The 22974-nt window shown below is 69.6% G+C and carries 16 protein-coding genes; 4 read left to right on the top strand and 12 right to left on the bottom strand.

What is annotated here, in order from left to right:
* Nucleotides 1–12: 12 nt before the first annotated feature.
* Together CGZ91_RS12970 and CGZ91_RS12965 are read right to left on the bottom strand one after the other, a co-directional pair.
* Complete coding sequence (locus CGZ91_RS12970) at nucleotides 13–2799, bottom strand: DEAD/DEAH box helicase family protein (RefSeq protein WP_094455760.1); 2787 nt, start codon at nucleotides 2797–2799, stop codon at nucleotides 13–15.
* Nucleotides 2800–2808: 9 nt separating this feature from the next.
* Nucleotides 2809–5283, bottom strand: coding sequence for a M1 family metallopeptidase (locus CGZ91_RS12965; protein ID WP_094455758.1), 2475 nt, complete (start codon nucleotides 5281–5283; stop codon nucleotides 2809–2811).
* A 77-nt stretch (nucleotides 5284–5360) separates the two neighbouring features.
* On the opposite strand from CGZ91_RS12965, the gene CGZ91_RS14125 reads away from it, so the two are divergent.
* Nucleotides 5361–6554, top strand: coding sequence for a GNAT family N-acetyltransferase (locus tag CGZ91_RS14125; RefSeq protein WP_179229365.1), 1194 nt, complete (start codon nucleotides 5361–5363; stop codon nucleotides 6552–6554).
* On the opposite strand, the gene CGZ91_RS12950 is transcribed toward CGZ91_RS14125, so the two are convergent.
* The 5 genes from CGZ91_RS12950 to CGZ91_RS12935 all read right to left on the bottom strand — a co-directional run bounded on the left by CGZ91_RS12950 (nucleotide 6545) and on the right by CGZ91_RS12935 (nucleotide 11604).
* Complete coding sequence (locus tag CGZ91_RS12950) at nucleotides 6545–7915, bottom strand: MFS transporter (protein WP_094455754.1); 1371 nt, start codon at nucleotides 7913–7915, stop codon at nucleotides 6545–6547. The two genes, CGZ91_RS14125 and CGZ91_RS12950, sit on opposite strands and share 10 nt — an antisense overlap.
* Entirely contained in the window at nucleotides 7912–8862 is a 951-nt protein-coding gene (locus CGZ91_RS12945; protein ID WP_094455752.1) for a Rossmann-fold NAD(P)-binding domain-containing protein, read from the bottom strand. Before CGZ91_RS12945 ends, CGZ91_RS12950 begins: the two co-directional genes overlap by 4 nt.
* 164 nt (nucleotides 8863–9026) lie before the next feature.
* Nucleotides 9027–10274, bottom strand: a complete 1248-nt coding sequence (nhaA, locus tag CGZ91_RS12940) for a Na+/H+ antiporter NhaA (RefSeq protein ID WP_094455750.1) — start codon at nucleotides 10272–10274, stop codon at nucleotides 9027–9029.
* Nucleotides 10275–10414: 140 nt separating this feature from the next.
* Nucleotides 10415–10546: a hypothetical protein gene (locus tag CGZ91_RS14795; protein ID WP_267490248.1), complete on the bottom strand. Its 132-nt coding sequence runs from the start codon at nucleotides 10544–10546 to the stop codon at nucleotides 10415–10417.
* Entirely contained in the window at nucleotides 10543–11604 is a 1062-nt protein-coding gene (locus CGZ91_RS12935; protein ID WP_094455748.1) for a Gfo/Idh/MocA family protein, read from the bottom strand. The genes CGZ91_RS14795 and CGZ91_RS12935 overlap by 4 nt, the downstream gene beginning before the upstream one ends.
* Nucleotides 11605–11676: 72 nt before the next feature.
* Between CGZ91_RS12935 and CGZ91_RS12930 the strand changes: the two genes are divergently transcribed.
* Complete coding sequence (locus CGZ91_RS12930) at nucleotides 11677–13887, top strand: NADP-dependent isocitrate dehydrogenase (RefSeq protein WP_094455746.1); 2211 nt, start codon at nucleotides 11677–11679, stop codon at nucleotides 13885–13887.
* Between the two features lie 89 nt (nucleotides 13888–13976).
* Here CGZ91_RS12930 and CGZ91_RS12925 read toward each other — a convergent pair whose 3' ends face one another.
* The 4 genes from CGZ91_RS12925 to CGZ91_RS12910 form a co-directional block, all read right to left on the bottom strand.
* Complete coding sequence (locus tag CGZ91_RS12925) at nucleotides 13977–15227, bottom strand: ATP-binding protein (protein ID WP_094455744.1); 1251 nt, start codon at nucleotides 15225–15227, stop codon at nucleotides 13977–13979.
* Nucleotides 15228–15633: 406 nt separating this feature from the next.
* The gene (locus tag CGZ91_RS12920) at nucleotides 15634–16203 is read right to left on the bottom strand and encodes a nucleotidyltransferase domain-containing protein (RefSeq protein ID WP_094455742.1); all 570 of its coding nucleotides are present in this window, start codon (nucleotides 16201–16203) and stop codon (nucleotides 15634–15636) included.
* Between the two features lie 13 nt (nucleotides 16204–16216).
* Complete coding sequence (locus tag CGZ91_RS12915) at nucleotides 16217–17233, bottom strand: succinylglutamate desuccinylase/aspartoacylase family protein (RefSeq protein WP_229116621.1); 1017 nt, start codon at nucleotides 17231–17233, stop codon at nucleotides 16217–16219.
* Entirely contained in the window at nucleotides 17230–17718 is a 489-nt protein-coding gene (locus CGZ91_RS12910) for an ATP-dependent zinc protease family protein (RefSeq protein WP_229116620.1), read from the bottom strand. The genes CGZ91_RS12915 and CGZ91_RS12910 overlap by 4 nt, the downstream gene beginning before the upstream one ends.
* Before the next feature lie 23 nt (nucleotides 17719–17741).
* On the opposite strand from CGZ91_RS12910, the gene rimK reads away from it, so the two are divergent.
* On the top strand, nucleotides 17742–18974 hold the full coding sequence (gene rimK / locus CGZ91_RS12905) for a 30S ribosomal protein S6--L-glutamate ligase (RefSeq protein ID WP_094455740.1): 1233 nt from the start codon (nucleotides 17742–17744) through the stop codon (nucleotides 18972–18974).
* 18 nt (nucleotides 18975–18992) lie between these two features.
* Here the strand turns inward: rimK and ilvD are convergent, their stop codons facing one another.
* Complete coding sequence (gene ilvD, locus CGZ91_RS12900) at nucleotides 18993–20831, bottom strand: dihydroxy-acid dehydratase (protein ID WP_094455738.1); 1839 nt, start codon at nucleotides 20829–20831, stop codon at nucleotides 18993–18995.
* A gap of 127 nt (nucleotides 20832–20958) precedes the next feature.
* Here ilvD and CGZ91_RS12895 point away from each other — a divergent pair, with 127 nt between their 5' ends.
* The gene (locus CGZ91_RS12895) at nucleotides 20959–22926 is read left to right on the top strand and encodes a DUF2207 domain-containing protein (protein ID WP_179229364.1); all 1968 of its coding nucleotides are present in this window, start codon (nucleotides 20959–20961) and stop codon (nucleotides 22924–22926) included.
* Nucleotides 22927–22974: the final 48 nt, after the last annotated feature.

Genomic DNA, 22974 nt, shown 5'->3' with positions numbered 1-22974 from the left:
GCCGGCAGCGGGTCATGACCAGGTACGCCGGTGCACCAGCTCGGCCCCGGTCGGGTCGGCGCCGCGGTGTGCGGTCAACAACTCCGGGCGACCGCTGGCGCCCAGGTAGTGGGCTCGATCCGAGCCGCCCACCCAGTGGTGCCAGGTCCGCGCGAACGCATCGGCGCCGGCGCGGCTGCCGCCGAGATCGCTGGGCACCGCGTGCCAGACCGATTCACCGGGCGGCGTACGCCCCCAGGCCAGCAGCCAGCCGGCCCGCCGATCGGACTGCGGGCGGTCTCGACGCACCAGATATCGCGGCTGACCGATCGGGGCCAACACTTCCTCCAGTGCGCGTACGAACTGCTGCGCCGCCTCGATCCCCGCCGAATGGGTGCCGGCATCCAGCTCGCATCGATGCACAGCTCGACTGTCGACGACGATGCGTACGCCCTCGGCGCCCACCGGCGACAGCCCCGCCGACCTCAGCCCGTCCGCGACGGCGGCGCCGTACTGCATCAGGGTCGGCTCCGCGTCCTCGAGCGCCCGCCGGCCGAATTCAGTGGCCCGCCACAGCCAGCCACCACCGGCCAGCAGGACGGCCGTCAGCACCGCCGCGCCCAGCGCCGGCACGACCGTCATCAGCACGGCGGCCAGCAGCACCGCCGCACCGCCGACGGCTGCGGTCCGGACCGGTTCCAGCGGGCTGGACCCGCGCCAGGCAAGACCGTCCTCGCGCAGCACCAGCTCGGGCAACAGGTCATCGGGGCTGGCCGGCGGTTCGGACCGGGTCCGTACGCTCGCCGAGGCGACCCAGAGCTGCGGCACCACCTGGTCCCGGACCGGCGCGCCGACCTGCCAGGCGGCGCGAATCGCCGCCAGGTTTTGGGACCGGCCCAGCGCACGCGCATTGAGGGCCGGCAGGTCGGCCACCACCGGCGGCGCTTCGGGGCTGAGCGCGTCGTCGAGGTGGGCGACCTGGTCGACGATCGCCCCCTCCGGGTCGGGGGCGTAGTAGCCCTCGTGCTTGCGTACCAGCCGCTGGTGGTCCCGATCCCCCAGGGGATGGTCCTCACTGATGGCCACCACGCTCCAAGTGGTGGCCACCTTGTCCGGGTCCTGCGGGTCCAACCGCAGGCCCCGGCCGCGCAGCTGGGTCACCGCGGTGACAGTGGTGGCGGTGGTGAGATCAACCACACAGTTGAGTCGGGGTGCATCCCAGCCCTCCCCCAACAACCCCCGGGTCCCCACCAACACCCGACCGGCGCCGGCGCTGAGCCAATCGGTGGCCCACCCCACCCAGTCACGGCTGCTCCACGGCCCCACCAACTGCGTGAGACCCACCGCCTGCCCTGGCCCCGGGTACGGACGCAGTTCCAGCCGGGCGGCGAGCTCGGGATCGGTCCGGGCAATCCACTGCTGCAGGTCCTGCACCACCGCCTGGTTGCCGGCCACCCGCGACCCGCTGACCAGGATCACCCCCAACTCGGCGACCAGATCATCGGCTGCAGCGGCCTCCGACACGGCGGTCAGCACGCCGAGAGCTGAGCCGGCTTCGGGCGCCAGGACGTCAGCCAGGTCGGCCGGCAGCGTGGCCGCCTGCTCGAAGTCGCACACCACCACAGCACGCAGGTCGCCGGCCCGGTTGGCGTACTCGTGGCGCAGGATGCTCGCCGCCGCCGTCCCCTTGGCCGCGCTGCGGGCCACCACCCGGTCCACCGGGGACCGGCCGCGCCGGATCCCAGCCCGGGTCCACTGCAGGCCCACCCCGGGCAGCACCCGACGCAGGGTCGCGATCATCTCCTCATCGCGCGGGTCATCGGAGTCGATCAGGACACCGGCGGACCAGTCCTCGATGACCTCGGCCCAGTCGGCCAGGGTCGGCGTACGCCGGTGCCGCTCCCGCAGCACCGCACCGTCAGGCAGCCCGCAGTGGCCGGCGCGATGGAGGCGCAGCACGGCGTCGCTGAGCTCGGGCCGGTCTCGCACCACCTGCTCCCAGTCCACCGGGGCACCGGTGGCCCTCGGCGTGACGAAGCGCAGGTCCAGCCAGCTGAACAACGCCGTGGAGCTACGTTCGGGGTCGGCAACGTGCAGCAGCAACTCCGCCAGGCGCTCGCCCTGGCGGCGGATCCAGGCGGTCTCGGTGGGAGTGGGAGTGGTGAACCAGGCCAGTTCGGCGTACGGGCTGAGGTAGCCCTGACGGACCAGTGCGGGGGCGCTGACGGCGTAGTCGACCGCACCGAAGAGGTCGGCGGCCAGGTGCTGCTCGTCCACCGAGAACCGTTCCGGCGGGGTCGCGGTGACCCCCAACACCCACGCCTGCGGCAGCCGCTCCAGCACCTCAGTGAGCAGGTCTCCCCAGGTGTGCAGCAAGTGGTGACACTCATCGAGCACGACCGTCAGGCGCGGCCGTCGGCCCATCTCGGTGAGCAACTCCTGGGCGCCCGGCGCGAGCCGGTCCACCATGACGTCGCCGTCACCGTCGGCAAAGCTCGCCAGCGCCTGGTAGGTCAGCACCGTCAGTCCGGTGGGCAGAGAACGGTCGCTGCTGGCCGCCAGCTCCGGGGGCGGAGTGAGCCGCTGCCAAGCCGCGATCCACTGCTGCTGGATGGCAGTGGTCGGCACGAACACCACCGCCGGTACGCCGCGCCGCCGGACCATCTCCAGGGCCACCGCAGTCTTGCCGGCACCGGCAGGCAGGACCAGCAGCCCCGGATCGCCGTTGAGATGCTCGCTGAGCCGGTCCAGCGCGGCCTGTTGATAGGGCCGCCACCTCCAGTTCGGGGGCAGCCCCCAACCGGGATCCGGATCGGTCATCGGATCAACTCAGCTGTACGCCTGCTGGCTCGCCATCGCCTGCTCCAGAGTGTGGATGCCGTCGATCACGACCCTGCGCAGGCCTGAGTCCAGCTTCGGGCGCGCGGCCAGTTCCCGTGCCGCCGCCAGCGTCTCCTCCGACGTCATCTCACCCGGGAAAAGTGCGGTCGCGATCCGGTTCATCAACCAGCCCGAGTGATGGTCCGGCAGCGCTGCGAGGATCTCGAAGCACCTCGGGACCAACGGTTCCACCAGGGCGTACTGGTCGGCACGGAACAGCCCGCCGGCGACCATCACCAGTTCGGCCCCCCGGCGCGGCGTGTCACTGGCCAACGAATCCAGCAACAGCCGCTTGCGGTCCAGATCGGGTTGCAATGCCAGCGCCAGCGCCGCCTCCGCGTCCCCCTCGCTGGACGGATCGAGTCGTGACTCCACCGCAATCAGGTCGTCCGGGGCGCCCAGACTGGCGAGGCGTTGCACCGCCTTCCAGCGCAACGACTGGTCCAGCTTCCGGCCCGGCAGCTGGACATCCCCCGACAACAGCCCGGTCAGCCAGTCGATGTCGTCGCTGACCCGCAGCAGCCCCCGGGCCGCCGTGAGCTGATGGTCGCTGCCCGGTTCGGATGCGGCCAGCATCGGTGCCAACGCCGCCGCGACCTGGGCGACACGTTCGGTCCGCAGCGCCGGCGCCGCGAAGGCACCCGCAAGGTCGTGGATCACGAAGTTCAGTTCGCCTCGGAACAGCGGCTCCAACGGTTCGGTCGACATAGCCTCCAGCACGGCGACCAGCGCCAACGTCGGGTCGATCCGCCCCAGGCGTACGCCGTCGCGCAGCTGGGCCAACGCCGCGGCACGGACCTGCGGGTCGGCGATCGCCGAGATCGGAGGTGCATGGTCGGGCAGCGGCGCGGACATGGTCGCCCAGCTCTCCAACCCGGCGTCCGGCAGCCACAACAGCACCTGGTCCGGGGCCGGCACCACCACCGGTTCGCCGGGCGCAACGACGACCTGTCGGCGTACCACCTCGGTCCCGTCGGCGCCGATCCCGACCACCTGCACAGCATGGTCGCGGACCGGTTCGGCCACCGGCAGACAGGAGACCTCGGCACCGCCGGGCACCTCGGCTGCCACCAGTTCATCCATCCCGGCGACCTGCAGCCACGCCTTCGCGAAACCATCGTGGTCGCCCGGCCAGACCTCCAACAGGTCGGCCAAGGTCGCGTTGCCAAAGGCGTGCGCCTCGAAATAGCGGCGCAGCCCGGCCTGGAACTCCTCATCACCCAGCCGGGTGGCGAGCTGGCGCAGCACCGCTGCCCCCTTGGAATAGGAGATGGCATCGAAGTTACTCAGCGCCGCCCGGGTGTCGGGGGCTTCACTGCCGGCCACCGGGTGCGTGCTGGGCGCCCGGTCCGCCACCGTCGCGTTGTCGCGCCGCCCGACCGCAAACTCCAACCAGGGCTGGTGGTCGGTGACGGTGCTGGCGACCTCCATCGAGCTGTATTCGGCGAAGGCCTCGTTGAGCCACAGCTCGTCCCACCACCGCATCGTGACCAGGTCACCAAACCACATGTGGGCCATTTCGTGACAGATGGTGCCGACCCGGGCGGCAACCTCGGCCCAGGTCACCGCGCCCCGAAACAGCAGCCGGTCCTGGAAGAGGACACAGCCCGGAGTCTCCATCGCGCCGGCGTTGAAGTCGGGCACGAAGACCTGGTCGTAGTCGCCGAAGGCGTAGGGCTGGCCGAAGCGTTCGTGATACTCGACCATCGCCGCCCTGGTCACCTCGAGGATGTCGTCGCCCTGCTCGGCGAGCTGCTCGGCCAGGGAGGCGCGGGCGAAGAGACGCAGCCCGATCCGCTCCCCCGGCTTGCCCGGATGCTCGATGCTGCCGCCGTCATGGCAGACGTACGCCCCGGCGACCAGGGTGATGAGATAGCTCGGCAGCGGCGGTGTGGTGTCGCTGCGCCACCGGCGCCTGGCCTCGGATACGTCGGCTGCATCGTCGACATGCATCGGAGCATTGCCCACCACCCTCCACTCCTGGGGTGCGGTCACCACCAGCCGATAGCGAGACTTGATGTCAGGTTGGTCGATGCAGGCGAACCACGACGGCGCGTTGTCCAGGAAGGACATCGCATAGAGATAGACACTCCCGTCCCGGTCGACATGACGATGCATCCCCTCGGCGTCCCCGCGATAGTCCGCTCGGCCACGTACCTCGACGGCGTGATCGCCCCGGGGCAGGTCGAGCAGGATCCGTCCCTCGTCCCACTCGGGATCGACGGGTGCGCCGTCAACCACGACGGCATCGAGCCGGGAGCCGGCGAAGTTGACGGCGAACTCACCGGCCTCGCGCAGCCGCAGGTGGATGGTGCTGGCGGTCCCGAAGTCCGCCTCGGCCAGATCCAGCATGACCTCGACCTCGGGGACCTCCAGCAGCGCGGAACGCTGCTCCGCCTCGGCGCGCGTGAGAACAGATGCCATGGCCCGACTCTAGTGGGGCGAGGCCGCTGTCCCCGGTGCGCCGAGATTCACCGCTGCCGCCCTGCAATGATGTCGCGGTGACCGTCTGCCTGCGCCCTCTCACCGCGGCCCACCACGAGGCCGGACTGCAACTGCGACACGAAGCCTTCGGCGCCCCGCGCCCGGCCGACTCCGGCAATGCTCCGGTTGCCAACACCGACGCCGATCCGGGCCGACACTGGTGGGGCCACACTGAGGCAGATGCCCTGCTGTCCCGCGGCTGCTGGGTCGAGTACGGCGCCTACTTCGGTGGCGTGGAGGTCCCCAACGCGGGGCTGGCTGGCATCACGATTGCCGCCGAGGCCCGCGGCCAGGGCCTGCTGAAGGAGCTGTTGGCGGTGCTGTGGCGCGAGGCCCGCGAGGCGGGGCGCTCCGTGTCGACCTTCTTCCCCACCGCGCCGGGCATCTATCGCAGCGCCGGCTGTGAGGTGATCGCCGACAAGGACACCATCCGGCTGCCGCTGGCGGGCCTGTCCCGCCTCAAGCCGGCGCCCGGCGTACGGCTCTCCCGCGGCAGCACCCAGGACGTCGCGGCGGTGCAGGACCTGTACGCCCGGGCCGCGGCCCGGACCAATGGCGCCCTGACCCGCACCGGGGTGCGCTTCACCACCACCGCGGCGGACCTGCTCGCCGAATTCACCGGCCTCACGATGGCCTGGCTCGAGGACGAACCGGCCGGCTACCTGTTGTGGGACCGCACCGTCGGCGACCACGCCACCGGTCCGGGGATCGCGGTCGAGGACTTCGTCTCGGTGCACCCCGACGCGACCCGGGCCCTGCTGGGCGGGTTGGCCAGCTTTGCTGCGGTCACCGACGCCATCACCATCGATGCCCCCGCCGAGACGCTGCGCTGGGCGCTGCCGGCGGCCGGCTGGGAGGTGATCGACCGGCGTCCCTACATGCTCAAGGTGATCGACCCGGTCGGCTCGCTGACCGCCCGGACCTGGCCGGAGCTGGATCTGGAACTGTCTTGGCAGTTGGTCGATCCGCTGCTCTCCGAGCTGACCGGCGGCTACCGGCTGCGAAGCCTCGGCGGGTCAGTGGAGGCCGAGCCGACCGAGGTCGGGGACGCGCCCTGTTTCACCGCCGGCGGGTGGGCCCTGCTCTTCGCCGGCGCCGCCACCACCGGGCAGTTGCGACTCACCGGGCAGCTGACCGGCCCCGCCGACCAGGATCGCCTCTTCGACGCCCTGGTCAGCGGGTACCGGCCAGCCATCCACGACTACTTCTGAGCCTCGAGCTCCCGTTCCGGTTCGGGGGTGGCCGCGTCGGTGAGCGGGGTGTTCATCATCTCGGGCAGCGCAAAGGCCGCCACCGCTGCAACCACGAAGGCGCCGGCCAGCACACCGAAGGCCAGCGGCAGGCCGCCGATCCCAATGAGGGCTGGCACCAACATCGGGGCGATGATGGAGGCGATTCGGCCGAAGGCCGCGGCAGCACCGGTGCCGGTGCCCCGGACTGTGGTCGGGTAGAGCTCCGGGCCGATGGCGTACAGCGCACCCCAGGCGCCCAGGTTGAAGAAGGACAGGGTGCAGCCGGCTGCCAACACCATCGCCTCGGTGTCCGCCGAACCAAACCAGAACGCCGCAGCGGCCGAGCCGATCAGGAAGACGGCCAGGGTGGGGCGCCGGCCCCATTTCTCGATGAGGAAGGCCGCCGCCGCATAGCCGGGCAGCTGCGCCAGCGTCATGATCAGGGTGGTTTCGAAGGCCTGCACCATCCCCAGGCCCCGGTCGACCAGCAGCGTCGGGATCCACAGGAAGGCGCCGTAGTAGCTCAGGTTGATGCAGAACCACAGCGTCCACAGCGCAGCCGTACGCCGGCGCAGCCCGCGTGACCAGATCGACTGGTGTCCCGCAGGGATCGGCTCCTCGACCACTTCCCCGTGTTCGGGCGGCGCGACGTTGCCGGCCTCCTCGAAGCGGCGTACGGCCGCCTCGGCCTCCTCGGTGCGCCCCTTCGACTGCAGGAACCGGACCGACTCGGGGAGTTTGAACCGCACGAAGAGGGCGTACGCCGCGGGCACCATGCCGATCACCAGCGCCCAGCGCCAGCCGTTCTCCATCGGGATGACGAAGCGCGCGATCACCGCAGCCGCGATCCAGCCGACCGCCCAAAAGGCTTCCAACAGCACCACGATGCGGCCGCGGATCCGTCGGGGCGCAAACTCGCTCACCAACGTCGAGGCGATCGGCAGCTCGGCGCCCAGGCCCAGACCGACGAGGAATCGCAGCACCATCAGCATCGCGACGCCGCCGGCCAGCGCCGAGGCACCGGTGGCGAGACCGTAGACCAACAAGGTCAGCGCGAAGACCTGACGGCGACCGATCCGGTCAGCGAGCAGGCCGCCCAGACTGGCGCCGACAGCCATGCCGACGAAGCCGATCGAGGCGATCCAGGAACCGGTCTGCTTGCTGATCATCCAGTCCGGGTCTGTCGCCAACGCGGCCAGGATGAACGAGATCAGCGCGACGTCCATCGCGTCGAGTGCCCATCCGATGCCCGATCCGGTCAGGAGCTTGCCGTGCTCCTTGTTGAACTTCAGGCGGTCGAGCCGCTGATTGCGGGTCAGCGGACCCTGAGGTGTCTTCATGTCGTCTTTCCGTTCGGCGCGGATCCATCGTCCGCGACATTCTCCTTGATTCCCCGCCACAGCTCGGTGAGCGCATGGCGAGCGGTATGGCGTGGCTGCCATCCGAGTTCGGTGCGAGCACGCTCGGTGCTCATCAGCGGGGCCCGCCGCAACAGCTCCACCCAGCCGGGATCGGCGGGGGTGAGCCGAGTGGCGTACGCCGTCCGGGCGGCGGCACGGACCAGCGGCCAGGGCAGTTTGCGGGTCCGACCGGTCGCCAGCACCGCCGACAGGTCCGGCCCGTGGAGCAGGTCGTTGGCGGCCAGGTTGTACGCCCCGACCCCGCCCGTCAGCGCGACCCGGACGTAGGCCCGGGCGGCATCCTCGGCATGGATCGCCTGCAGACGTACGCCATCCGGCACCGGCAACCGGCGCGGTGGCAGCGCGGCCAACTGGCGCCACGGCAGCCGACGGCCCAGAACGGTGTCGAGGATCTCGGCGGCAGCGGCGTGCTGCAGCACCATCGCGCTCCGCATCCGCGCGATCCGCAGCCCGGATCCGCGGGCGTCGATTTCGTCCAGGAGTCGTTCCCGGTCGACCGCGCGCTGGCTGAGCTCGGAGCCCGGGATGCCGTCGCGGGCGGCGTCCTCGACGTAGAGCTCCTCGTCGAGCGCCACCGGCTCCGCGTCAGGCACCGGGCTGTAGACGGCGACGCTGCTGGTGACCACAAGCTGCGGGATGCCGGCGCGGATGGCAGCGTCGGCGATCTGCGCAGTGCCGGTGGGGGCGAGCTGGATGACGGCATCGGCACCGGCCATGGTGCTGGTGAGCTGGTTGGCGGCTGTGGGTTCGGTGAGGTCATCGTCGATGACGTCGACGCTGGTGATCTCGGCGTCGGCGCGCAGCGCTGAGAGCACGGCGGTGCCGAGATTTCCGGTCGCTCCGATGACGACCACGCGCTTGCCCATGCGGCCTCCCTCGGCGGTGGGACGCGCCAACACTAGACCAACCGGTGTGGGCTCGCAGGCGGGGCCGTGATCGTGGACGACACGGGCTCAGACCTACTCCCGGACTACCCCCGACTGACACCTCCTCGCGCATCGGTCCCCGGCGCCCAGAACAGCACCTACGGCTAGTCGCGCAGGTGGTGTCGGCTGCGGATCGCCAGCAAGATGCCGCCCAGCACGGCCGCGACGCCGGAACCGGCCAACACCCCGATCTTGGCGAGGTCCACCAGCTCGCCCGTGAAGGACAGTTCGGCAATCAGCAGGGACACCGTGAAGCCGATCCCGGCCAGCATCGCCGCCGCCGCCAGGTCCACCCAGCGGATGGTGGAGTCCAGGCGTACGCCGGGCAGCCGGGTCAGCAGGAAGGTGCCGCCGGTGATGCCGACCGTCTTGCCCACCACCAGTGCGATCGCGATCGCCCACACCACCGGGCTGGCGGCCGCGGCGGCCAGCCCGTCGGCGCCGTTGAGGGTGACTCCGGCGGCGAAGAAGGCGAAGATCGGCACCGCAACACCGGTCGACAGCGGTCGGAACCGGTGCTCGAGGACCTTCGACAGCCCGGTCGCGGCGTGCTTGTCCTTGCCCAGCACCGGGACCGTGAAGGCCAACAGGACACCGGCGACGGTGGCGTGGATGCCGGAGTTGTAGAGCAGCGCCCAAGCGATGAAGGCCAGCGGCAGCAGCACCACCCAGTTGAGCCAGCGGCGGTGCAGCATCTGCTCCTCGAAGCGGCGTACCACCAAGCCGAACACCGCCAACGGCACCACGGTGGCCAGCAGGAACGGGATGGACAGGTCGGTGCTGTAGAAGATGGCGATGATGGTGATGGCGATCAGGTCATCGACCACCGCCAGAGTCAGCAGGAAGGTCCGGACCGCGACCGGCAGGCCACGTCCGACCACCGCCAGCACCGCCAACACGAAGGCAATGTCGGTGGCCGTCGGGATCGCCCAGCCCTGCATGGCATCGGCGCCGGTGGCGGCGATGATCGCGACGTAGATCCCGGCCGGCACCACCACGCCGCAGGCGGCGGCCACCATCGGCACCAGCGCCCGGCGCGGGTCGCGCAGGTCGCCGGCGACGAACTCCTGTTTCAGTTCCAGGCCGACCATGAAGAAGAAGATCGCCAGCAGTCCGTCGGCGGCCCAGTGGGCCAGGCTCAGGTCCAGGTGCAGCGGCCCGAAGTCGCGACCGAGGTGGATCTCCTTGAGCGAGGCGTACGCCTCCGGGGCCAGATTGGCGGTGACCATCGCCGCGACGGTGGCCGCCAGTAGCAGGGCCCCGCCGACCGACTCGACCCGCAACGCGTTCAGCAGGCGATGCCACCGGCTCCGGGCAGAGGTCTGTTCCTGGGCATGGGGGTCGTGGCTCACAGCGGCTCCGTCTCCTCAGGTACGCCTCAGGGCGCACGTCGATCAGCGCTGACCAGACTTCCCAGCAAACCGCGGACAGCCTAACGGAGGCCACCACCTCCGCCAAGCCCGGCGCGTACGAGGTCAGTCCGGGAAGGCCCTCAGTCCAAGAACGTCAGCGCCGCCACCACCGCTGCCTCGGTCGCGGTCGCCAGCGTGGGCTGCAGCACCGGTGCGAAGAAGGGGCTGTGATTGGCGTACGTCTGGCTGCCGGCCTCGGTGCGGCTGGTCATGGCTGCACTAGATCGCCGTCGCGGCAGGCCGCCAACGCTGCCAGCAGGCCCCGGATCTGGCCGGGGGTGACCGGCGGTTCGGCGCCGTGGCGGATCGCCTCGTGGAGGGCGCGGTAGTAGGTCTCCGACGGTCCGGGCCCATCGGAGTGGTCCTCGCTGTGGTCGGTGAAATCCAGCTGTGGTCGGTCGTAACCGCGGGTCGGGGTGGGCTCCCGGCGTGCGACCGGCGGCTCGCCGGCGTCGGTGGTGCGCCAGCGTACGGTGCTTCCGTCCACCACCAGGGTGCCCTTGCTGCCGGCCGCACGGAGTCGCTCCTGGCCGTACGCGTCGGCCGGGGTGATCTCGATGGTGACCAGGGTGCCCTCCGGCGACCGGAGCGCCGCGTACACCAGGTCCTCGGCATCGCCACCCGACAGCGGGGTGTGGGCGCGGTGGCTGGCGATCACCTCGACGCCGGGCGCAAACGCCAGCGCGAAGTCGAGGAAGTGGCTGCCCCAGTTGTTGAGCTGCCCGCCGCCCAGGTCCTGCCAAGCCTGCCAGTCGACGCCCTGCATGAAGTTGGCGTTGACGATCTCGAGCCGCAGCAGCGTGCCTATGGCACCCTCGGCGATCAGCTGCTTGGCCCGGGCGATGGCCGGGAAGAAACGGTGGTTCTGGAAGGCGGCGACGATGGTGCCGCGACGGTCGGCCTCGGCCAGCACCTCCTCACCCGAGGCGGTGTCCTGCGCGAACGGCTTCTCGACCACCGCGTGCTTGCCGGCCCGGACCGCGGCCAGCGCCTGGGGCTGGTGCAGATGCGAGGGCGTTGCCACGACGACGAGCTCGACGTCATCAGCCAGCAGGTCCTCGAAGGCGTCGACCGCGCGGGCGCCGGTGTCGGCCGCTACCTGGGCGGCGCGCTCCGGCCAGGCGTCATGGACGGCGACCACCTGATAGAGCTCGGGCAGTTGGAGCAGCGGTTGAATGTGCAATCCCCATCCGGAGCGGCCGAGGCCTGCGACGGCAACACGGATCGGGGCAACACGGATCGGGGCAACCTCAGGAGCGTCATCGACCATGCGGCTCAGCGTAGGGCTGGGGCCGGTGGCCGTGAACGCGACCCCCGCCCGAGGTCCGATAAGGTCGGCGGCATGGCGAAGATCATCTACACGCACACCGACGAAGCACCGATGCTGGCGACCTTCTCGCTGCTGCCCATCATCGAGGCGTTCTCCTCGACCGCTGGCGTGGAGGTGGAGACCCGCGACATTTCGCTGTCGGGCCGCATCCTCGCTGCGTTCGCCGACACCCTGCCCGCGGAGCAGCAGACCGCGGATGCGCTGGCCGAGCTCGGCGAGCTCGCGAAGAAGCCCGAGGCCAACATCATCAAGCTCCCCAACATTTCGGCCTCAGTGCCGCAGCTCAAGGCCGCCATTGCCGAGCTGCAGGCCCAGGGCTTCGCAATCCCGAACTACCCTGAGGATGCCTCGGCCGACCCCGACACCCGCGCCCGCTACGACGCCGTGAAGGGCTCGGCGGTCAACCCGGTGCTGCGCGAGGGCAACTCCGATCGCCGCGCCCCCGAGGCCGTCAAGAACTACGCCCGCAAGCACCCGCACCGGATGGGCGCCTGGTCCACCGACTCCAAGACCAACGTCGCCACGATGGGTCACGACGATTTCGCCTCCAACGAGCAGTCGGTCGTGCTGCCCGCCGACGACACCTTGAGCATCGTGCTGACGACCGCCGACGGTGAGCAGGTCCTCAAGGACGGCCTCACGGTGCGGGCCGGCGAGGTTGTCGACTCGACCTTCATGTCCGCCAAGGCCCTGTCGTCCTTCCTGGCCGAGCAGGTGCAGCGCGCCAAGGACGAGAACGTCCTCTTCTCGCTCCACCTCAAGGCCACCATGATGAAGGTGTCCGACCCGATCCTCTTCGGTCATGCCGTCAAGGCCTTCTTCGCCGAGGTCTGGGACCAGTACGGTGACCAGCTCGAAGCTGCCGGCCTGTCCGCCAACGACGGCCTCGGTGCCGTGCTGGCCGGGCTGGGCCAGGTCGATCCCGAGGTTGCCGAGGGCGTACGCGCCGGCGTCCAGGCCCGGCTGGCCGAGGGGCCGGCGTTGGCGATGGTCAACTCCGACAAGGGCATCACCAACCTTCACGTCCCAAGCGACGTCATCGTCGATGCGTCGATGCCGGCCATGATCCGCACCTCGGGCCACATGTGGGGTCCGGACGGTGAGGAGGCCGACACGCTGGCCGTCATCCCGGACAGCTCCTACGCCGGCGTCTACCAGGCCGTGATCGATGACTGCCGCGCCCACGGGGCGTACGACCCGACCACGATGGGTTCGGTGCCCAATGTCGGTCTGATGGCCCAGAAGGCAGAGGAGTACGGCTCGCACGACAAGACCTTCGAGATCCCCGCCGACGGCACCGTCGAGATCCGCAACTCGGCCGGCGAGGTGCTGACCTCCCACCAGGTCGAGGCCGGCGACATCTGGCGCGCCTGCCAGACCAAGGACGCCCCGATCCGGGACTGGGTGAAGCTGGCCGTCAACCGGGCCCGCGCCACCGGCGACCCGGCGATCTTCTGGCTGGACAAGGCGCGCGCCCACGACGCTAACCTGATCGCCAAGGTCGAGGCCTACCTGCCCGAGCACGACACCGAGGGTCTGGACATCCAGATCCTGCCCCCGACCGAGGCCACCAAGGTCTCGATCGAGCGGATCCGCCGCGGCGAGAACACCATCTCGGTGACTGGCAACGTGCTGCGCGACTACAACACCGACCTCTTCCCGATCCTGGAGCTGGGCACCAGCGCCAAGATGCTCTCGGTGGTCCCGCTGATGGCTGGCGGCGGCCTCTTCGAGACCGGCGCGGGCGGCTCGGCCCCCAAGCACGTGCAGCAGCTGGTCGAGGAAAACTACCTGCGCTGGGATTCCCTCGGTGAGTTCCTGGCACTGGCCGAGAGCCTGCGTCACCTCTCGAAGACGGCCGGCAATGCCCGCGCCGGAGTGCTGGGCGACGCCCTCGACAAGGCCACGGAGACGCTGCTGAACGAGAACAAGTCGCCGGCCCGCAAGCTCGGCCAGATCGACAACCGCGGCTCCCACTTCTGGCTCGGTCTCTATTGGGCACAGGAGCTGGCCGCGCAGACCGCCGACGCTGATCTGGCGGCCGCGTTCGCCCCGATCGCCCAGCAGCTCGCTGAGCAGGCCGAGACGATCGAGGCGGAGTTGATCGCCGTCCAGGGGAAGCCCACCGACATCGGCGGCTACTTCCGCCCCGACGTCGACAAGGCCAGCGCGGTCATGCGCCCCTCGGCGACGCTGAACGGGATCATCGCTCAGCTCGGCTGAGGTCGATCCAGACCTGAGACGCGGACGCGCAGGGCACCTTCGGGTGTCCTGCGCGTCTGTGTTTGTCGGGTCCTTGGGGCCGGGCGCCGTCAGCGCTCCACCTCGCGACGGGCGCGGCGCTCCAGGTCAGCCAGCGGGGTGAGGACCGTGGCAGCTTCGGCGCGGCTGTCCTCGTAGACCGCCATGATGTAAGGCGCGAACAGCGGCATCGTCAGCGCCAGCTGACCGCGGCTCGGCGCGTGGACGAAGCTGCCCCGGATGAGTGACTCGCGATAGCGGGTGAGACTGGAGGGGCTCCGCCCGAGCACCGCGGCGATGTCGCGGGTCAGCGCCCGACCGCCGAGGGCAGCCAGCGCCGCGAGATACTCCCTCTCCCGGTCGGTCAGCTGCTCCCACTCGGGCCCCAGGGTGCCCAACGCCAGGTCCCGGTTGACCTCGGGGATCGCCGCGCGGGCGTCAGCCAGCAGGATCTCGTCGGGGCCAGGTGCCTGTTCCCAGATCGCATCGGCGAAGAGTTGGACATGGGCCGGATAGCCGTGACTGACCTGTCCCACCGCCTCGACCGCTTCGGGATGCCAGAACACGCCCCGCAGCACCGCCGGTTCGGTGATCGCCCGCGCCATGTCCTCGGGTTCGAGGGCGGCGGGTAGCTCCCGCAGTTTGAAGAGCCGGTCCGGATGAGTGACGCCGGCCCGCAACAGCGCCCCGCGTACGCTCAGCAGCCCCGCTCCCGCAAACAGCACCGGCACATCGGGATGGTCAGTGTTGAGCCGAGCCAGGGCCGCGGCCAGCACGGCGAGGTCCTGTTCGCCGGCGACCTGCATCTCGTCCAGGGTGAGCAGCAGCCCGCCGCGGCCGTGGTCCTCGCGGATGGCCACGGCCAGGTCGGCCAGGGCCTGGGCCAGCTCCATCGGAGTGGCGCCCATGCCGGTGGTGGGACCGGCTGCGTTGGGGTGGGCGAGATTGACCTCAGCACTGACGCCCGCCAGCCCGACCTGGATCGACTCAAAACTGCGCAGCGCCTTACGAAACAGACCAGACCGGTCCTCGGCGAGCCGCTTGGCGTACCGAGCCAGGTAGTCGATGAGCTGATTGGTCTGTCGCGCCGCTTGCATGCTGATGACCCGGTAGCCCCACTCCTCCGCGTGGCGCGCCATCGCGCTCAGCAGGACGGTCTTCCCGACCCCTCGTGGCCCGACCACGATGGTGTCGGCCGCCTTGGCACGGCCACCGGTGCGGACCGCATTGACCATCGCCGACCAGCGGGTCAGCTGGGCCTCGCGGGCGACCAGGGTGGGCGGCATGTGACCCGCGCCCGGGGTGTAGGGGCTGTCATGCATGCCACCTAGAGTTACATACAACTCCGACACTATGTCGCTCTATGTCGGCGGCGGGCCCAGACCGCCGGCCCTGGGGCGTACGTTTGTGCCCGCCGGGTGCTGAGTGGCTGCACAACTACAGTCCCGTGTGGTCCCGCGCCCGGATCCGGCGTTCTGACCTGCACAACTACAGCCGACTGAGGTTCTGTCACGGCTGGCCCGGGAGCCTTGCCCACCTACCCGGCCCCCTGCGCGTACCTTTCCTCAAGATTGAGGAAACTGGCCTCAGATCATGGGTTTCGGGCTTGGAACCTCAACTTGTTGAGGAACCGTACGCCGGCACGGCTCGCCCGATACCGCCTGCGAGGCGCCGCAACCTGATCACCGCCAACAGGTTGGCGCCGCGTCTTGAGCCGACTACCGAGGCTCAGTCGCCGAGCTCGCCCTTCCATGGGTGGTCGTCCTTCAGCGTTCCCGCCAACCATGCCCGCTGACTCGAGCTCAGCACCGGGAGCAGCGTGGCGAAATCCTCATTGTCCTTCGGAACCAACTGCCGCGACTTGTACAACAGGACGACCTCAGGCGGCGCACAGGGCACACCGACTGGTGTCTCCAGATTGAACTCGTCGCGGTCTCGGCGAATCCCGTGGCTGCCACGTGGAAACACCCACTCGCGACCCTCGAAGAGCGAAGGCAGGAACTCGAACAGCACGCCATCCACGTCCACCCGGACGACATAGGGTCCGGCCGGCAGGTGTCGACCGTCCCACGGCTCTTCCTCGCCCGTGCGAGACGTCCTCAGTCGGGGCCCGCGGCCTGCCAGCAACTCAAACAGTTCAGCGTTGTCTCGGGCATCCATCATGATGTCGACGTCACCATGTGCCCTCGTCTCCCTTCCGGCGTGACAGTCCACGGCCCACCCGCCGGCGATCCACCACGACCTCGGGTAGGGCCGCATCATCCCTGACACCATCTCGATCACGTCATCCAGATTCATCGTCTGTCTCCCCTCAGTCCTCGATCTCGCCGATGTGGACCAGTGCGTCGCCGCCGTTGGCCAACGGTGCTTCGGTACGCCCGATCACCATGCCGTCGCGGTCGGCCTTGACGACCGCCAGGCGCTTGCCGAAGGAGTTGTAGAGGTCACCCAGGCGCTGGCCGCGGGTGACGTGTTCGCCGAGTTCGGCCTCGATCTGGACCAAGCCCGTACGCCGCGCGCGGACCCAGCCCGACCGCCAGCAGACCGCCGGTGGGGTCGCCGCGGTGAAGTCCTCGGGCAGGTCGATCATCCCGAGCCGGGCCAGCACCCGCATCACCCCGGCCACGCCGGCCTCGATCGCCCAACGGTCGAAACGCCACGCCTCGCCGGCCTCATAGAGCAGCACCCGGGCGCCGCGCTCGCGGGCCGCATAACGCAGCGAGCCGTCGCGCAGCTTCGCGTGGTACATCACCGGCGCGCCGAACGCCTCGGCCAGGTCGCGGGTCTGCTCATCCTCCAGGTCGCAGCGGATCTGGGGCAGGTTGGTACGCCGGTCCGAACCGGTGTGCAGGTCGATGCCGACGTCGCACTTGGCGACCACCTCGTTGAGCATCAGGTGTGCGATCCGACTCGCGAGCGACCCGCGCGGGGAGCCCGGGAAGGACCGGTTCAGGTCGCGCCGGTCGGGCAGGTAGCGGTCGCCCTGCATCACGCCGAGCACGTTGACGATCGGCACCGCCAGCACGGTGCCGCGGATGGTGGCCGCGTTCAGCATCGGCAACACCTTGCGGATCACCTCGATGCCGACCACCTCGTCGCCGTGGATCGCCGCGTCCAGCCACACGATCGGACCGTCCTGGCGGCCGTGGATGACGTGCACCGGCAGGCTGACCTCAGCGCCGGTGATGAGGCGGGTAATCGGCAGCGACACCTCCCGCTGGCTACCGGCCCGCACGCGTACGTCACCGATCGAAAAGGTGCCACGGCGGGTCCGCGTCGTCCGGGGAGACGTCGCCGGGACCACCGCCTCGGGCAACTCGGCGCTCACTCCACGCTCCGGTTCTTGCGCCGAACCGCGACCGGCGGCCGGCCGCCGGCGTACGACAGGCTCGGGTCGACCAGGAATCCCTGGCTGAGCGCCTCGCGCCCAATGAGCATCCGAAACCCCATCTCGTCGCGGTCGGCCAAGGTCACCTCGGCGGTGAGCTCCCGGCCAGCCAACTCGATCGGCACACTCACGACGTAGCGGTCCTCGACGTGGCCCGACGAGGACCGGACCGCCCGCGAATCGTGCACTGGCAGCTCGACCTGGACCGCGTCGGCGGCGCTGGCCTGCCACGGATGCAGCACGAATCGGAGCCAATCCGTACCATCCCGGTCGACCACTCGCAGGTCAAAAGCGTGGATCGCGGAGGTCTTCGCTCCGGTGTCGATTTTGGCCTTGATCCACGGCACCCCCAAACTAGGGATGCGGATCCACTCCCGCCAGCCCACGATGGTCGGATCCGTGGTTTCCACCTCAAGTTCGCTCACACACCTATCTTCAGGGAAAAGGCATGAAGCTCGCCATCCTTTCGCGGTCCCCGCGCGCCTATTCGACCCAGCGGCTCCGCTCGGCGGCCCTGGATCGGGGCCACACCGTCAAGGTGTTGGACACCCTGCGCTTCTCGATCGACCTGTCGGGTGACGAACCGGACCTGCAGTTCCGGGGCCGCCCACTGTCGACCTACGACGCGATCCTGCCGCGCATCGGCGCCTCGGTGACCTACTTCGGCACCGCCGTGGTACGCCAGTTCGAGCAGATGGATGTGTACACCCCGAACACCGCCAACGGCATCATGAACTCGCGCGACAAGCTGCGTGCCACCCAGGTGCTGTCGCGACACAACGTGGGGATGCCGGCGACCGCGTTCGTCCGCAACCGGGCCGAGATCGCCAATGCGATCGAGATGGTCGGTGGCGCGCCGGTGGTGGTGAAGCTGCTGGAGGGCACCCAGGGGATCGGCGTGATCCTGGCCCCCACCATGAAGGTCGCCGAGGCGATCGTGGAGACGCTGCAGGGCACCAACCACCAGGTGCTGATCCAGCGTTTCGTCAAGGAGTCCAAGGGCCGCGACATCCGCGCCCTGGTCGTCGGCGACCGGGTCGTGGCGGCCATGCGTCGTCGCGCCCAGGGCGATGAGTTCCGCTCCAATGTGCACCGTGGTGGTTCAGTGGAGGCGGTCGACCTGGACCCGGCGTACGCGGAGGTGGCGGTGCGCTGCGCTCAGATCATGGGCCTGCGGGTTGCCGGGGTCGACATGCTGGAGGGCAACGACGGCCCGCTGGTGATGGAGGTCAATTCCTCCCCCGGGCTGGAAGGCATTGAGGCGGCCACCAAGCTCGACGTGGCCGGGGCGATCGTGGACTACATCGCCGACCAGGCCGGTTTCCCCGACATCGACGTACGCCAGCGGCTCGCTGTCTCCACCGGCTACGGCGTCGCTGAGATCGCGGTCATGTCCGGGTCGGACATGATCGGCAAGACGTTGGACGAGTCGGGGCTGCGGGAGAAGGACATCCAGGTCCTCACGCTGCACCGCGGCACCAAGGTGATCCCCAACCCGCTGCCCTCGAAGACCCTCGAGGACGGCGACCGGCTGCTGTGCTTCGGCAAGCACGAGAACATGCGGGCGCTGATCCCGGCCCGGTCCCGGCGGGCGCGTCGGGTCCGCAAGCTGTCGGCGAAGGCGATCCAGGAGGCCAGCACCCACCCCGCCCCCGAGGTCGTTCCCGACACCGAGGGCTGAGGGCGTACGCCCGGGCGCTCACAGCGGGCGCCGGGCGGCTCCCTTGTCGGCGGACTGGGCCAGCATCGCGTACACCTTGAGCGCGGTGGAGACCTCACGTTCGCGCTGCTGCGGCCTCCAGCCGTGCTGGTCGGCGACCGCGCGGCGACGTTCCAGCTCGGCATCGTCGACGTCGAGGTGGATCCGGCGGTCCGGGATCGAGATCTCGATCATGTCCCCGTCCTCGACCAGCCCGATGGTGCCGCCGGCGGCCGCCTCCGGGGAGACGTGCCCGATCGACAGACCGGAGGAGCCGCCGGAGAACCGGCCATCGGTGATGAGGGCGCACTTCGGGCCCAGCCCGACGCCCTTGAGGTACGCCGTCGGATACAGCATCTCCTGCATCCCGGGGCCGCCCTTGGGGCCCTCGTAGCGGACGATGACGATGTCACCGGGCTCGATCTGACCGCCCAGGATCGCGCCGACAGCGGCCTCCTGGGATTCGCTCACCTTGGCTCGGCCGCGGAACACCCACTGCTCCTCCGGTACGCCGGCGGTCTTGACGATCGCACCGTCGGTGGCGAGGTTGCCGTAGAGCACCGCCAGGCCGCCGTCGGCGGTGTACGCAAACTCGACCGACCGGATGCAGCCCTCCTCCGGGTCCGTGTCGAGGCTGTCCCAGCGGTTCGTAGAGCTGAAGGGCTCGGTGGTGCGGACCCCGCCCGGCGCGGCATGAAAGAGCTCGATCGCCTCGTCCGACGCCTTGCCGGAGCGGATGTTCCACTCCCCCAGCCAGGCGTCCAGGGTCGGCGAATGGATGCTGTGCACGTCGCGGTTGAGCAGGCCGCCGTTGTCGAGCTCGGCCAGGATCGCGGGGATGCCGCCGGCGCGGTGCACGTCCTCCATGTAGAACTTGCCGCTGTTGGGGGCGACCTTGCAGATGCAGGGCGTGACCCGCGACAGGGCGTCGATGTCGTGCTGGTCGAAGTCGACGCCGGCCTCCACCGCGGCGGCGAGCAGGTGCAGCACGGTGTTGGTGGAGCCACCCATCGCGATGTCGAGACGCATCGCATTTTCGAAGGCGTCCTTGGTGGCGATGTTGCGCGGCAGCACGCTGGCATCGTCCTCGCCGTAGTAACGGTTGGCGAGCTCGACCACGATCCGGCCGGCGTCCTCGAAGAGCACCTTGCGGGCCGCCGAGGTGGCCAGCGTGGAGCCGTTGCCGGGCAGCGACAGCCCCAGCGCCTCGGTGAGGCAGTTCATCGAGTTGGCGGTGAACATGCCGGAGCAACTCCCGCAGGTCGGGCAGGCTTCCTGCTCGATGGCGAGCAGGTCCTCATCGGGCGTGGCCGGGTCGACCGAGCGGACCATGGCGTCGACCAGGTCGAGCCGGGTGACCGTGCCGTCGGCGCCGATGGTTGCCTTGCCGGCCTCCATGGGGCCGCCGGAGACGAAGACGGTGGGGATGTTGAGCCGCAGTGCCGCCAGCAGCATGCCGGGCGTGATCTTGTCACAGTTGGAGATGCAGACCAGCGCATCGGCCTGGTGGGCGTTGACCATGTATTCCACCGAGTCCGCGATGACCTCGCGGCTCGGCAGCGAATAGAGCATGCCGTCATGGCCCATCGCGATGCCGTCGTCGACCGCGATGGTGTTGAACTCCTTGCCAACACCGCCGGCTTCGGCGATCGACTCGGCCACCAACTGACCCATGTCCTTGAGGTGGACGTGCCCGGGCACGAACTGGGTGAAGGAGTTGGCGATCGCCACGATGGGCTTGCCGAAGTCGGATTCGGTCATGCCGGTGGCGCGCATCAGGGCGCGTGCGCCGGCCATGTTGCGACCGTGGGTGACGGTGCGGGAACGCAATGCAGGCATGTCGGCAAGGCTATTCCTCCGTTGCCAACCCGGCGGCGGACGCGTAGATGATGGGACGCGGCCGCGTGGATCGTGGGACGGCCTTCACCCAAGGTGGCTGGTTCGCCACGCCACTACACTGGGCCCCATGCCGCCGACGATTGACGTGCCCGCCGCCCGCCAACTGACCCCGCCGACGGGCCGACCCGGGATGCCGACGACGGCCCGCTGGGTCGGCGTGCTGCTGGCAACCCTGGCCCTGACCTTGGGCCTGTTCGTGCCGGCGGCGCCCAGTGCGTACGCCCAGTCCGATGACCTCTACGAGAATCTGGACCTCACCTACGCGATCCAGGAGGACGGCACCGTTGACGTCACCATGGACGTCACGCTGCGGTTCGGATCCAATTCGGGCCGTCACGGTCTGGAGATGCGGCTGCCGATCCGCGAGCCCTACGACCCCAGCGGTGGCGGCGGCTCCAGCGACCAGGACCGCACCTACGACTACTCCAACTTCGATGTGAGCTCTCCGGACAACGTCAGCACCAAGCTGTCGAAGACCGAGGTGCCCGACGGTGACCACGCCGGTTGGCTGCGGCTGCGCATCGGTGACCCGGACCGCACCATCAAGTCCGACACGGTCACGTACACCATCACTTACGAGGCTGACGGGCTGCTCACCACCTACGAGGGCATCGAGTTCTACTACGACGCCCTGTACGCCGGCGGCAACCCGGCGATCGCCAGCTCCACCATCACCGTCGAATCGCCCAGCTCGGCCCCGGTGGAGGACCTGCGCTGCGTCCGCGGCAGCGACTCTTCCCAGACCGACTGCGACCAGTTCGACTTCTCCGGCACCACGGTGACGGTGTCCAACAGCAACCTCGCCGACGACGAGGGCATCACCCTGGCCGCGCAGTACCCGCTGGGGTCGATCCAGAACGCTGAGCCCAACCTGATCCCGGCCGACACCCCCAACGGCGACCAGAGCATGTCGCTGTCGTCGGTCGAGTGGCCCATCATCGGGGGCCTGTTCGCGGTGGTCGCCGCCATCGCCGCTGCCGTCGTCGGCCTGGCCCGCAAGTACTGGCTGAAGGACGAGCGCTTCCTGGGCGCCCCTCCCGGAACCATCCCGCCCAACCCGGAGGAGGCCGAGGTCGGCCGCGACCCGGGCAACCTCGAAATCCCCGTGGCCTTCTCCCCGCCGCCGATCAGTGTCGGTGAGGCCGGTCTACTGCAGGACGGGCAGTGGGATGTTACTGAAATCACCGGCACCTTGGTCACCCTCGCGGTGAAGGGTGCCTTGCGGCTGGATCCGGAGCGCAAGCAGGTGACGTTGGTGGACCGCAACGTCGCCGATCGGCCCGAGGAACGAGTCCTGCTGAACGCGTTGTTCAACAACCGCGGCCCCGGCACCGAGGCCAGCCTCGAAAGTCACACTCTGCATTCGGCCAACGAGCAGATGTCCGAGGCCGTGCGTGCCACCGTGGACAAGGCCGGCTGGTTCAAGTCGCTGAGCATGTCAAAGGCGGCCCGGCGCGGCTCCAGCTTCGGCGGCATCGCGATCCTGCTGATCCTTGGCTACAACTTCATCGGCGGTGCCGGACTCAATGTCCTGCTGGCCGCCGCCGCGATCGCGATCCCAGTGATTCTGGCCTACAGCGTCTATCGAGCGGCGAAGAAGCGCGGCCAGCGTACGGCGGTGGGCCGTGCCCTCACCGACCAGATCGAGGGCTTCCGCCTTTATCTGTCGACGGCTGAGGCCAACCAGCTGAAGTTCGAGGAGGGCGAGGACATCTACTCCAAGTACCTCCCGTGGGCGATCGTCTTCGGTCTCACCGAGCGGTGGACCAAGATCTGCCAGCAGCTGGTGGACCTGGGACGGCTCTCTGACCAGGAGCCCTACTGGTACAGCGGCACCGGCAACTTCTGGATGAACTACGCGATCTGGAACAGCTTCACCCACTCGATGCATTCGGCCACGACTCCCGAGCCGCCGGCGCCCGACACCTCCGGCTGGGGCGGCAGCAGCGGCTTCGGCTCGGGTGGCTCGGGCTTCGGCGGTGGCGGCATCTCCATCGGCGGCGGTGGTGGCGGCATGAGCTCGGGTTCGTGGTGAGCGAAGTGTTGGCTGGGGGTGCGAGGTCGTTCACGTCCGGGCCCCGTT

Origin of the sequence: Parenemella sanctibonifatiensis, assembly GCF_002250565.1 — a bacterium.
Taxonomy (GTDB): Bacteria; Actinomycetota; Actinomycetes; order Propionibacteriales; family Propionibacteriaceae; genus Parenemella; species Parenemella sanctibonifatiensis.
This window is presented reverse-complemented; position numbering and strand designations above follow the sequence as displayed.